The organism is Streptomyces sp. NPDC085931 (assembly GCF_044540565.1).
In the GTDB taxonomy this organism is placed as follows: domain Bacteria; phylum Actinomycetota; class Actinomycetes; order Streptomycetales; family Streptomycetaceae; genus Streptomyces.
In genome coordinates this window covers 159267-171993 of record NZ_JBITSK010000003.1, presented here as the reverse complement: position 1 = coordinate 171993, position 12727 = coordinate 159267, and the positions used below count along the sequence as shown (strand labels likewise).

Sequence of the window (12727 nt, the reverse complement as noted above, 5' to 3'; positions counted from 1 at the left end):
AGCCTCTCCTCAACTCGTTCTCGGTGAACCGGTGTCCGGACCTCAGCCGAACAGCCCGCGCAGCCAGCCGAACAGACCCGCCACCCACAGGCCGAGCGGCAGCAGCGCCACCGCGAGACCCGTGTGCGCCAGCTCCGCGGCCCGGCCCCAGTACGGCAGCACCCGCCGGCCGGGCACCACCCAGGCGGCCACCACGAGCGCGGCCGCGGCACCGAGCAGGACGGCCGTCACCACCGTGCGCCCGGTGTCGCCGCTGTCGACGGCCCAGGCCCGCGCCAGCAGCAGCAGACCCCACACCCCCGGCACCGCGAGGACCAGCCGCTGGGCGATGTGCACCAGGCCGCGGCTGTGCAGGAGCAGCAGCAGGCTCAGCGCGAGACCGGTGAGCACCTCGGGCAGGTTCGGGTGCTCGGCGAGGACCACCAGGGCGGCCGCCGAGACGGCGCCGGTGGCGGCGAACAGGGCGGTGACCCACCGCCCGGCCAGTTCGGTGCGCTCGGCGACCTCGCTGCCCGCGTAGGGCTCGATGCCCTCCTGGAGCTGGCCGGCGGACGACGGCAGCGCGGGCATCCGCATACCGGCCAGCTTGAAGGCGAAGGGCGCCACCGCGCCGGCGCCGAGCGCGACCGCCGTCGCCACCAGCGCCGCCGAGGCCGGCGCGTCCAGGCCGCTGTAGCCGATCAGGGCCCCCGCGACCGCGGCCGCCACCGAGACGACGGCGGTGGCCGTCAGGGCAGGCGCGGCCACCGCGGTGGCGGCCAGCGCGAGGACGGCCCCGCCCGCGCCGGCGGCACCGGCCGCGAGCAGCCGCGCCCCGACCACCTGCGCCGCGTCCGGGCCGGTCGGATCGCCGCCGGGCAGCACCCAGCCGGCCAGGGCCAGACAGGGCGCGACCAGCAGCCCGAGAGCCGCGGCCGAGAGCCGGTCGCCCACCGCGCGACTGGCCGTGCCCGCGCCCGCCAGCAGGAGCAGCCCGGTCACGCCCGCGTGGACCGGCCGCACCGAGGAGTCCACACCCGGCCAGAACACCAGCAGCAGTGCCGCCAGCACGGTCGCCACCGCCGTGCCCACCAGCAGGCCGCGGGCCGCCCCGGGGTGCCAGTCGTGCAGCCGCCGGGCCGTGGTGTCGGCTATCCCGTCCACCAGGTCGTCCAGCCGGGCCTCCGGCAACGCCTCGGTGTGCGGGCGCAGATACAGCACCTCGCCGTCGGTGAGCCCGGAGTGGGCGAGGGTGGTCTCCTCGTCGAGCGGGGCGTCACCGAGCCGCTGGAGCACCCAGCCGGCGTGGTCGAGACCGGCCTCCTCGGCCTCCTCGCCGACATAGCGCAGGAGCGTGGGCAGCAGATCGGCGACCGGCACGTCGGCGGGCACCGCCAGATCGACGGAGACGCTCGGCGCGCGTACGGTCAGGCGGCACAGTTCGGCCACCGCGCTGTCGGTCATCAGCTGAACTCTCGTTTTCCGTGGGGGGCTTGGCAGGGAAACGTCCCCCGGGGGAACGGGGAATGGTGAACGGGTGAAGAGTACGTAGGGTGTGTGCGGGTGGGGGAACGCGGGCCGGGGACAACGGAATTGCACCATGCGCGACGGTGAGCACCCCTCCCGCGTGGACAGGTCGCGTCGGGTGAATGCAGACTACTGCCGACACCCGCCGGATTGTGCTGCGGCCCGGACCCGCGCCGGACACGGAGCCGATCCACCCGTGTAGTTGACCACCCTTCCCGCCCGGAACACGCCCCGCATTTCGCCGTGCCCGGTAACCCGCACGAGTCGGCACGGTGCGGCATTTTTCCGCTACCGCCCGTAGCGGCAATCGAAGCGGGCCGGAAAGCCCAGTGAACCCGGAGGTTCTGTCCCTTGAGCGTGGTGCTCTTTCGCCGGCCGGCCCGCAGGCGCGGACCGGAGATGCCCGAGGGCCAATTGACCCTCCAGGAACCACCGGTGCTGTCCGAGACGATTCCGGACACCTCGGCGATATGGACGTATCTGCCGATGGCGCTCATGTCGGTGTCGATGATGCTGATGTTCCTGCGCCCCGGGGGCGGCAACGGCGTCTTCATCTATCTGGCGATGGGCGTCATGGCCCTGTCCGCCGCCGCCATGCTGCTGGGTCAGCTGATGCGCCGCTCCAGCGAGCGCAAGCAGCGCCTCAGGGGCGAACGCCGTGACTACCTGCGCTACCTGGCCCAGATCCGCAAGCGCGTCCGGAGCACCATCGTCGAGCAGCAGCGGGCGCTCGCCTGGCGCCACCCCGAGCCCGCCTCCCTGCGCTCGCTCGCCCGCACCTCGCGCCTGTGGGAACGCCGCCCCGCCGACGAGGACTTCGGCGAGGTCCGCCTCGCGGTCGGCGAACAGCAGCTCGCCCTCACCCTGCAGCCGGTCTCCACCCGCCCCGTGGAGGACCTCGAACCGCTGTGCGCCCACGCCCTGCGCCGCTTCATCCGCGCCTACTCCACCATCCCCGACCAGCCCCTCGGCCTCTACCTGCGCTCCTCCGCCCGGATCCTGCTGCGCCCTGAGGACACCTCCGGCGACCCGTCCGCCGAGCCGGGCACCACCGGCGCCCCGGCCGGCAACGCGGACGGCGACGCCGTGCGCGCCCTGGTACGCGCCGCGCTCGGCCAGCTCGCGGTGTTCCACGCCCCCGAGGAGCTGTGGCTGGCGGTCTGCGCGAGCGACGAGCGCCGGCCCGACTGGGAATGGGTCAAGTGGCTGCCGCACGCCCTGCACCCGCACGAGGAGGACGGCGCCGGCCAGGTCCGCCGCATCACCGCCGACCTGACCGAGCTGGACGACCTGCTGGGCGCCGAGTTCGCCGAACGCCCCGGCTTCGACCCCGACGCCCGCCCCGGCCGCGACGAGCCCTACACCGTCGTCGTCCTGGACGGCGTCACCGTCCCCGAAGGACACCGCTGGGAGGGACACGGCTACCGCAACGCCGTGGTGCTCGACGTCTCCGGGGCGCTGCGCTGGCGGCCCGGCCGCAACACACTCCGGCTCACCGTCGGACCCGGGCAGGTCAGCCTGGTGCGCACCGACCGCAGCCGCAAGGAGCGCTCCGTGCCGCTCGGCCGCCCCGACCGGCTCGGCCCGCTCGGCGCGGAGTCGCTGGCCCGGCTGCTCACCGCCCGCCGCATCAGCCTGGGCACCGACATCGCACAGCCCCTGGACACCGACGTCGAACTGACCACCCTGCTCGGCATCCCCGACCTGCACCGGCACGACCCGCAGACCCTCTTCGCCCGGCACACCGGATCCGCCCGGCTCAGGGTGCCCGTCGCCGTCGGCGTGGACGGCCGCCCCGTGGAACTCGACATCAAGGAGTCCGCGCAGGGCGGCATGGGCCCGCACGGCATGCTCATCGGCGCCACCGGCTCCGGCAAGAGCGAACTGCTGCGCACCCTCGTCCTCGGCCTGGCCCTGACCAACTCCTCCGAGACGCTCAACTTCGTCCTCGTCGACTTCAAGGGCGGCGCCACCTTCCTCGGCCTGGAGGAACTCCCGCACACCTCCGCCGTCATCACCAACCTCGCCGACGAAGTCGCCCTCGTCGAACGCATGCAGGACGCCCTGCACGGCGAACTCATGCGCCGCCAGGAGCTGCTGCGCGCGGCCGGCAACTACACCTCCGCCCTGGAGTACGAGCGGGCCCGCGCCGCCGGCGCCGACCTGGCCCCGCTGCCCAGCCTGTTCGTCGTCGTCGACGAGTTCAGCGAACTGCTGTCCGCGCACCGCGAGTTCATGGACCTGTTCGTCATGATCGGCCGTCTCGGCCGCTCCCTCGGGGTGCACCTGCTGCTCGCCTCGCAGCGCCTGGACGAGGGCCGCATGCACCAGCTGGAGAGCCACCTGTCCTACCGCATCGGCCTGCGCACCTTCTCCGCCATGGAGAGCCGCGGCGTGCTCGGCGTCCCGGACGCCTACCAGCTGCCCGCCCAGCCCGGCAGCGGCTACCTGAAGTCCGGCGTCGAGGCACTGACCCGCTTCCGCGCCGCCTACTCCTCCGGCACCTACCGCCGCCGCACCGGCGCCGTGGTCCAGGCCCGGGTGGCCAGCCAGGTCGTGCCCTGGACCAGCGGCTGGGTCGTACCGCGCACCCTGGAGGCGGCACCCGAACCCGAGCCGGACACCAAGGAGACCGGCGACGAGGAGACCCTGCTCGACGTGGCCCTGGACCGGCTGCGCGACTCCGGCCCCGCCGCCCACCAGGTGTGGCTGCCGCCGCTGGACGAGCCGTCCCCGCTGGACGCCCTGCTGCCCGGCATCGCCCCCGACCCCGAGCGCGGCCTCACCGCCACCGGCTGGCCCGGCACCGGCAAGCTGCGCGTCCCGGTCGGCCTGGTGGACAAGCCCTTCGAGCAGCGCCGCGACCCGCTGGTCGTGGACCTGTCCGGGGCCGGCGGCCACGTCGCCATCGCCGGCGGCTCGCAGAGCGGCAAGTCCACCCTGGCGCGCACCCTGATCGGCGCGCTCGCCCTCACCCACACACCCGCCGAGATCCAGTTCTACTGCCTCGACTTCGGCGGCGGCGGCCTCTCCCAGCTCGCCGGACTGCCGCACGTCGGCGGTGTCGCCGCGCGCCTGAACCCCGAGCGGGTGCACCGGGCCGTCGCCGAGGTGATGACGCTGCTCGCCCGCCGGGAGCAGTTCTTCGTCGACCACACCCTGGACTCCATGCAGTCCTACCGGCGCCGCCGGGCCGCCGGCGAGTTCCCCGACGAGCCGTTCGGCGACGTCTTCCTGGTGGTCGACGGCTGGTCCACGGTCCGCCAGGACTACGACGACCTCATCCCGAAATTCAACGAACTGGCCGCCCGCGGCCTCAACTACGGCATCCACCTGTTCATCACCACCACCCGCTGGGTGGAGCTGTCCGCCCAGGTCCGCGACCAGGCCGCCACCCGCCTGGAACTGCGGATGGGTGACCCGATGGACTCCGAGATCGACACCCGCAAGGCCCGCTCGGTGCCCCGCAGCGGCGGCCGCGGCATCACCGCCGACACCAAGATGCACTTCCTGGCCGGACTGCCCCGGCTCGACGGCAGCGGCTCCCTGGACGACCTCGGCGACGGCGTCTCCCACCTGGCGTCCGAGATCGCACGGCACTGGCCCGGGGCCATCGCACCGCAGATCCGGATGCTGCCCCACCGGCTGCCGCTCGCCGAACTGCCCGCCCCCGAGGCCACCGAGGGCGGCGGCATGCGCCTGCCGCTCGGCATCGACCAGGACGCCCTGGAGCCGGTCTGGCACGACTTCAGCCGCACCCCGCACCTGATCGTGGTCGGCGACACCGAGAGCGGCAAGACCAACCTGCTGCGCCGCGTCGCCGAGGGCATCACCACCCGCTACGCCCCCAACGAGGCGAAGATCATCGTGGTGGACTACCGGCGCACGCTCGTGGACACGATCCCCGAGGAGTACCGCATCGGGCACGTGATCTCCCTGGACAACCTCAAGGAGACCGTCGAGGGCGCGGCCCGCGCCATGAAGACCCGCGTGCCCGGCGCGGACATCGCCCCCGCGCGCATGCGCCGGTGCGACTGGTGGAGCGGCCCGCGTCTGTTCATCCTGGTCGACGACTACGACATGGTCTCCGGCAACGCCTTCCAGAGCCCTTTCGAGCCGCTCTTCGAGCACCTCACCCTCGGCTTCGAGATGGGCCTGCACCTGGTCGTCGCCCGCAGCGCCATGGGCGCCGGCCGCGGCCTGAGCGACGGCCTGCTGCGCCGTCTCGACGAGGCCAACAACCCGGCGGTCCTGCTGTCCTGCCCGCCCACCGAGGGCCGGCTGTTCGGCAACGCCAAGCCGCGCAACCTCCCTCCGGGCCGGGCCCTGCACATCGCCCGCCGCCGCGAGCGGCTCATGCAGACCGCCCTGGTGGGGGAGGGCGAAGGGCAGCAGACCTGACCCGGCGGACGCACGAGGGCCGCACACGGACAGCGGGGGCCACCGAGGTGGCCCCCGCTCGGGGTTTCCGTGCCCTGGGGGCCACTTCGTGTGGCGCCCGCTCGCGGTTGCGTGCCTGACCGGTCAGCTCATCCGCGCTCCGGCTCACCCGCACCCGCCGCCCGCCACCCGCGTGCGCGGGCCCGCGGAACGGCGAAGGCGGCCCACAGGACCGACAGCACGGCCGCGGTCCCCAGCAGGACGAACAGGGTGGCGCGGCCGGTGGCGCGATCGGCGGCGGAGGTGTCGCGCAGGGACACGGGAGCGGAACCGGCGCGGTCCGCAGCGGCCGCCGTCGTGTCCCCGAGGACGGCGGTCACGGCGGCGTAGGGATCCAGCTGCGGCAGATCGGCGGGGTAGGCCGTGGCGGTCAGACGGCGCGTCACGGCCGCCGGGGAGGCACCCGGGTGGGCGGCGCGCACGACCGCCGCGGCCCCGGCGGCGTAGGCGGTCGCCACCGACGCGCCGCCACCGAGGTAGTGACCGTCCCCGCGCGGGCCGCCGGAGACCACTCCGGCGCCCGGCGCGGCCAGGTCGATGCCGTCGGTGCGCGGGGAGCCGTCCGGACGGGCCCCGTCGGGCAGCATGTCGGCGACCGCCAGCACACCGGGCTCACCGGCGGGCCAGTAGGTGCGGGCCGGGATGTCGTCGCCCGAGCCGCGGGACGGCGGGTCGGGCGTGGCGGCCGCGAGCACCACCGCGCCCGCGCGGCGGGCGTCGGCGATGGCGTCGGTCAGTCCGGCGTCACGGCGGGGCAGGGCGACGGCGACCGCGATCACCTCGGCGTCGGCCCGGGTCGCGTCGCGCACCGCGTCCGCGACCAGGTCCGCGTCCGCCCGGCCACGTTCGTCGGTGCCGCGCAGGGCCAGGATCCGGGCCCGCGGCGCCACTCCGGCGAGGCCCGGCGTGCTCCTTCCGTCCCCGGCGATCAGACCGGCGAGGAAGGTGCCGTGCCCCACGCAGTCGGTACCGGCCGCACCCTGGGCGGTGACCCGTCCGTCGAGGCCGGTGGCACCGGCGACGACCCCCGTGTCGATCAGGGCCACGGTCACACCGGCGCCGGTGCCGTGCCGGTGCAGCCGGTCCAGGTCGAGGCGCTGGCGCGACCAGTCCTGCTTCTTCGCCTTCTCGCCGGAGGCGGGCGTGCAGGCCGTGTCCGGGTCGAGCGTGGAGGGCATGCCGGGCAGCTGCTGGCCCGGCCCGTCGGCCGCGGGCGGCACGGACGGGGGCAGGGCCTGCGCCGGGGCGGCCGGCAGCAGCAGGGCGGCGGCCAGACCGGCACCGGACAGCAGGCGGGCGCTCCCGCGGACCGAGGACCTCATCGGGGAGCCGCCTTCGGGGTCGCGGTCACGACGTCCTCGGGCAGGAGGATGCGCAGGTCGTCCAGGGTGGGTGCGGCCAGCGCGCTGAGCCGTCCCGCCTGCCGGGTGACCATCGACTCGACCACCTGGCGGGCCAGCCGGGCATTGCCGAAGGAGCGGTCCCGGGGCAGCGCGTCGAAGTACTCCTTGAGCAGTGGCCCGGTCCCCGGACCGCACTCGTAGCCCATGCTCGCCGCCTGCGCGCGCACGATGGTGACCAGTTCCTCGGAGGAGTAGTCGGCGAACGCGACCCGGCGCGGGAACCGCGAGGACAGGCCCGGGTTGGAGGCCAGGAAGCGTTCCATCTCGTCGGTGTACCCGGCGACGATGACGACCACCTCGTCGCGGTGGTCCTCCATCAGCTTCAGCAAGGTGTCCACCGCCTCCTGCCCGAAGTCGTTGCCGCCCTCGCGCGGGGTGAGGGTGTAGGCCTCGTCGATGAACAGCACGCCGCCGCGGGCCCGTTCGAAGACCTCCCGGGTGAGCTGCGCCGTGTGGCCGATGTAGCGGCCGACCAGGTCGGCGCGGGCGGCCTCCACCAGCTGGCCCCGTCCGAGGATGCCGAGCTGGGACAGGATCTCCCCGTAGAGCCGGGCGACGGTGGTCTTGCCGGTGCCGGGCGGGCCGGTGAAGACCAGGTGGTGGCTGAGCGAGGGCACCGGCAGTCCGGCTGCCGCGCGATGGCGGGCGGTGGTGATGAGGTTCACCAGGTCCGCCACGTCGCGCTTGACCTCGGCCAGACCGATCATGTCGCCGAGACGGGTCAGCGGGTCGTCCGCCGGAGCGGCGCTCTCGCCGGCCTGCGCGGCGGCCGTGGCGGAGACGTCCTCCGGCAGCAGCAGCCGCAGGTCGTGTTCACCGACGTGCTGCTGCGAGGCGAGCCGTACCGCCTGGCGGTCGACCATCTCCTCGAACACCCCGCGCGCGGCACGGCCGTTGCCGAAGCCGGCGTCCCGGGGCATCGCCTCGAAGTGCGCGGCCAGGGCCTCCGCTGTGCCCTCAGCCAGCTCGTACTGGTGCTGGGCGCACATGTTCTCCATGATCGCGACCAGTTCGGGCACCGAGTAGTTCTCGAACTCGACCGTCCGCGAGAAGCGGGACGCCAGACCCGGGTTGGAGGCCAGGAAGGACTCCATCTCACGGGAGTAGCCGGCGGCGACCACCACCACGTCGTCGCGGTGGTCCTCCATCAGCTTCAGCAGCGTGTCCACCGCCTCGCGGCCGAAATCGGCACCGCCGTGGTTGCTGTCGGACGTGAGGGTGTACGCCTCGTCGATGAACAGCACACCGCCGAGCGCCCGTTGGAACGTCTCGGTGGTTTTGATCGCGGTCCCGCCGACGACCTGGGCGACCAGGTCCGCGCGGGAGACCTCCACCAGGTGCCCGCTGCGCAGCGACCCCAGCTCGGCCAGGATCGACCCGTACAGCCGGGCGACGGTGGTCTTGCCGGTGCCGGGCGGGCCCGCGAAGACGAGGTGCCGGCTCATCGGCGGGGCCGCCATGCCGAGCTGCTCGCGCCGCTGGGCAAGCTGCGTCAGGTTGACCAGCGTGCGCACCTGCTGCTTGACGTTCTCCAGGCCGATCAGCGCGTTGAGGGCGCCGAGCGGCCCGTCGGCCCGGTCCGGCGGGGGCGCGTCCGCCGCGCCGGAGCCGGCCGGGTCGGTGTTCTCGGCGCTGCCGCTGCCCCAGGCGTCCCGCTTGCCGTTGCCGGTGCTGTTCAGGCCCTCCACCGCGAGCCGCTCGCCGGGGACGGTCTGCACCAGGCCACCACCCTCGTTCTCCCGGGCCAGGCAGTTGACCAGGGAGACCGGTGCGGTGGACTCCACGCGGAAACCGTCCTGCGCGCCACCGGTGACCTCACAGCCGCTCAGCGAGGCGAGCGCACCCTCCCGCAGCAGGAAGCCATGGCCCTGCGGGGCGTGCACCGCGGTGCGGTTGGCCGTCAGCTCGCCACCCGCGGCGACGACCACGCCCTCCTCGCCGGACATCTCGACACGGAGGTCGCGGACGGTGACATTGCCGCCGTCCTCCACGACCAGGCCGCAGGCCGCCGCGTCGGAGACCGAGCCGCCGGCCAGGTAGAGGGTGCTGCCCGAGGCGACCCGCACGCCCGCGCCCTGAGGCCGCACGACCTCGCAGTCCTCGGCGCGCCCCCGGGCGTCCTTGGTGGCCGACAGGCCGTCACCCGCGGGCTCCACCAGCCGTGCCCGGCGCAGCAGCGGGTTGGCGCCGCCGCGCACCAGGACCGCCGGTGCGCCGCCGATCACCTCCAGGCGGTCCAGCTCCGGTGCCGAGTCCTCCTCCAGGAGCAGCCCGGTCTGCTCGCAGTCGCGGACCGTGAGCCCGGTGAGCGCGGGCGAGGCGGCTCCGGCCACCCGCAGCGCCGCCCCCTGCGCACCGTCCACCCAGCAGTCCTCGAAGGTGCCCCGCGCCCGGTCGGTGACCAGCACGCCGTGGCCGCGGGTGCGCGAGACACGGCAGCGGCGCAGCACCGGGTCCGTGCCGGCGGCCAGCGTGATGCCGTTGCCGGAGGCCCCGGTGACACGCACGTCCTCCAGCGTCGTACGGCCCGCGCTGCTCAGGTGCACCCCGGTGCTGGTGTCGTGCACCACGGTCCGGATCACCGACAGCGAGCAGTTCTGCTCCAGGGCGAGGGAGGGCTTGTCGGTGGAGGAGAGGTCGCAGTCCTCCACGGTGCCCCGGGACTCGCCGTTGGCGAGCAGGCCGTTGCCGCGGGCGTCGCGCACCGTGCAGCCCCGGATGCGTGCCTCACCCTGTTCGGCGAGGACCACACCGCTGGTGCCCAGGTGCTCGAACGTGCACGACTCCACGGTGGTGGGGGTGGTCGAGGTGACCACGACGCCCGCCCCTTGCGCGTTGCTCACCCGGCAGTCGCGCAGGGCGAGCGAGCCGGTGCCCCCGGCCAGCAGGGCCGTCCAGGAGGCGCCCACGACCTCGCAGCCGTCCAGCGCGGCCTGCCCGCGCCGCACGTCCACGGCCGGCTGCTCGGCGTCGCCGCCGCGCAGGGTGAGTTCGGAGAGCATCACGGCATCGGCGCGCAGCGCGAGCACGGTGCCCGAACGCGGCCTGATCTCCACGGTGCCCCGCCCTTCGGCGGCGGCGAGGGTGACCCGGGTGTGGATCACCAGGTTCTCCGGGTAGGTCCCGGGCCGGACGCTGATGAGCGCGCCGGTGCGGGCAGCCGAGAGCGCCTCACCGATCGTCCGGTAGCGGTCCCGGTCTCCCGGACCGACCGTCAGTACCTGGCGCGACACGCACCAACCTCCTTGCTACGGCGTCGTCTTCAGCGTGCGCCCCGCTCGGGCCGGGGGCGCGTGTCGGCGAGCCGACGGTGCCATCATGTCCGCCCTGGCCCGGGCGGTCGCCAGGAGGGGTGCCCCCGGCTGCGCGGAAGCGCGGTCAGACGCTCCACTTCTGGTTGTCGGTGCCGGCGCACGTCCACAGCTGCAGCACGGCCCCGTTGCCCCGGTTGTTGTCCTTGATGTCGACGCACTTGCCCACCACGGTGTTGACCAGGTCGTGGCTGCCGTTCAGCGTGAACTTCTGCGCGGCGTTGCCGTTGCACCAGGCGAGCTGGATCGGGGTGCCGTCACCGAAGTTCGCGTTCGCCACGTCCAGGCACTTGCCTCCGATGCGCATGGTGCCGTCCGAGGCGAACTGCCACTTCTGGACCGGGCTGTCGTTGCAGTCCCACACCCACAGCTGCTTGCCGTCGCTGAAGTCGCCGTCCGGGACGTCGACGCAGCGGCCCGAGAGATGGCTGTGCAGGGACACCGGGGAGCTGAACGTCACCCCCGAACCGGCAGCGGCCGGGCGGTCCTTGCTCGCACCGGACGTGCCGCCGCCCCGCGCGCTCTGCCGTTCCCGTGCCGGATTCTTCGGCTGCTCCTTCGCGGCGGCGTCCTCCTTCGGCCCCTCGTCCTTCTGGTCTCGGCTCGCGGAGGGGGCCGGGGTGTCCGGTGAGGCCGTCCGGGGCTTGCCGGTGCTCTTGCGCACGTCCGCCGAGGGGCTGTTGTCCGGCGAGGCGACCACGAACCGTCCCGGCGCCTCCTGGCCGTTGTCGCCGAGCACGGTTCCGGCGCCCGCCGACGCCTTGCGGGCCTCGCCGTCGTTGCCCCCGAGCACCAGGAACGGCACCGACACCAGCAGCGCGCCCGCGACGGCCGCCCCGGCCAGAACCGCCTTGCCGGGCCGGCCGACCGGGGCGGCCTGCTGCCGAGGCCGGTCGATGGCGGTCGCGGTCATGGTCCGTACGAGCGCGGGCAGCCGGCTCTTGGCGGCCGCGGCGGCGCCGGGATCGGCCTCCGGGGCGACATCGGGATCGGCCTCCGCGGCGGAGCGGGAGGCGGCGGAAGCGCCGGTCTCGGAGTTCGCGGCCGTCGAGGCGGCGGCTCCGCCAGGAGCAGCCGGAGACGTATGCGTGTCGTCGGTCGCTCCGGCGGGCCCGGCGGCGGGGACGACCACCGTGGCCGGGGCTCCGGTCTCCGCCTCGCCCGTGGCCGACGGTCGCGCGGACTCGTCGGGAGAGCCGGGCCCGCCGGACGAGCCGGCTGCGGATGTGGGGGAGGGGGAGGCGACGCCGGTCTTCGCTCCGGGCGTCGCCCCGCCCTCGGCGCCGGACTCCGTACCCGCCCCCGGGGCTGCGGGCTGCTGGGCGGGTCGCGTCACGGGGTACTCCCTGTGGTGGGGGGCCGGGGTTCGGGCACGGCATCGTTCCGGGGCGCGACAGGGGACGCGGCCGCGGAGGCGGCCGGCTCCGCCGGGACGGCGCCGGGCAGGTCGTCCGCCGGGACGAGCAGGGGAGCCGCGGCTGCGGCGTTGACCATGAGCAGGGTGCCGGGCCCGCCGAGCGAGCGGACCAACTCCCGCACCCCCACGGTGTCATGATGAAGTGCCGGGGACATGAACGCGTGGACCGGCGAGGTGAACAACAGCACCACGGGAGCCCCGTCCCGTCCGGCGGCGACGAGCGGTCGGCCGTCCGGGCCGCGCACCACACCGACCTCCGCCTCGGCCAGCACCGCGAGGGCCTCGTCCACCGTGCCGTAACCGGTGGCGGCACGCTGCGCCGCCGCGTCCACCGGATCGGTGGGCTCGGGCCAGCCGAGCGTGCGCGCCGAGGGACGGTAGGCCGGGTTCGCCCGGAACTCCGTGACCTCGCCGCTCTCGTCCGACTGCCATTCCCCGACGACCGCCCAGTCCGGCGGTGTCCGTTCCCCGGTCCACTCCGGGTCCACCACACCGATCCAGTGGCCCGGTGCCTGCCGTGCGGCGGCGCGCACGGCGTCGGGTATGCCGGGGGTGTCGGCGGCTTCGGGCGGGTCGCCTGGGCTGACCGCACGCCGTTCCTGGGGCCGCATCTCCACTGAACTCTCGGGTCCCTACGCCTACTCGGGGTG

6 protein-coding genes are annotated in these 12727 nt (G+C 74.6%); 1 reads left to right on the top strand and 5 read right to left on the bottom strand.

Annotated features, from left to right (window positions below; translation table 11 throughout):
- Nucleotides 1-42: 42 nt before the first annotated feature.
- Nucleotides 43-1443: a type VII secretion integral membrane protein EccD gene (eccD, locus tag ACIGAN_RS06945; RefSeq protein ID WP_399855625.1), complete on the bottom strand. Its 1401-nt coding sequence runs from the start codon at nucleotides 1441-1443 to the stop codon at nucleotides 43-45.
- Between the two features lie 462 nt (nucleotides 1444-1905).
- Between eccD and eccCa the strand changes: the two genes are divergently transcribed.
- Complete coding sequence (gene eccCa / locus ACIGAN_RS06940; protein WP_399855623.1) at nucleotides 1906-5907, top strand: type VII secretion protein EccCa; 4002 nt, start codon at nucleotides 1906-1908, stop codon at nucleotides 5905-5907.
- A 128-nt stretch (nucleotides 5908-6035) separates the two neighbouring features.
- Here eccCa and ACIGAN_RS06935 read toward each other — a convergent pair whose 3' ends face one another.
- From ACIGAN_RS06935 to ACIGAN_RS06920, 4 genes are all read right to left on the bottom strand, one after another.
- Nucleotides 6036-7268, bottom strand: a complete 1233-nt coding sequence (locus ACIGAN_RS06935; protein WP_399855621.1) for a S8 family serine peptidase — start codon at nucleotides 7266-7268, stop codon at nucleotides 6036-6038.
- Nucleotides 7265-10582 carry a right-handed parallel beta-helix repeat-containing protein gene (locus ACIGAN_RS06930; RefSeq protein ID WP_399855619.1) on the bottom strand — a complete coding sequence of 1106 codons (3318 nt, stop codon included), beginning with the start codon at nucleotides 10580-10582 and terminating at the stop codon, nucleotides 7265-7267. Before ACIGAN_RS06930 ends, ACIGAN_RS06935 begins: the two co-directional genes overlap by 4 nt.
- A gap of 145 nt (nucleotides 10583-10727) precedes the next feature.
- Nucleotides 10728-11996, bottom strand: coding sequence for a ricin-type beta-trefoil lectin domain protein (locus ACIGAN_RS06925; protein ID WP_399855616.1), 1269 nt, complete (start codon nucleotides 11994-11996; stop codon nucleotides 10728-10730).
- Nucleotides 11993-12688: a type VII secretion system-associated protein gene (locus ACIGAN_RS06920; RefSeq protein ID WP_399856215.1), complete on the bottom strand. Its 696-nt coding sequence runs from the start codon at nucleotides 12686-12688 to the stop codon at nucleotides 11993-11995. Before ACIGAN_RS06920 ends, ACIGAN_RS06925 begins: the two co-directional genes overlap by 4 nt.
- Nucleotides 12689-12727: the final 39 nt, after the last annotated feature.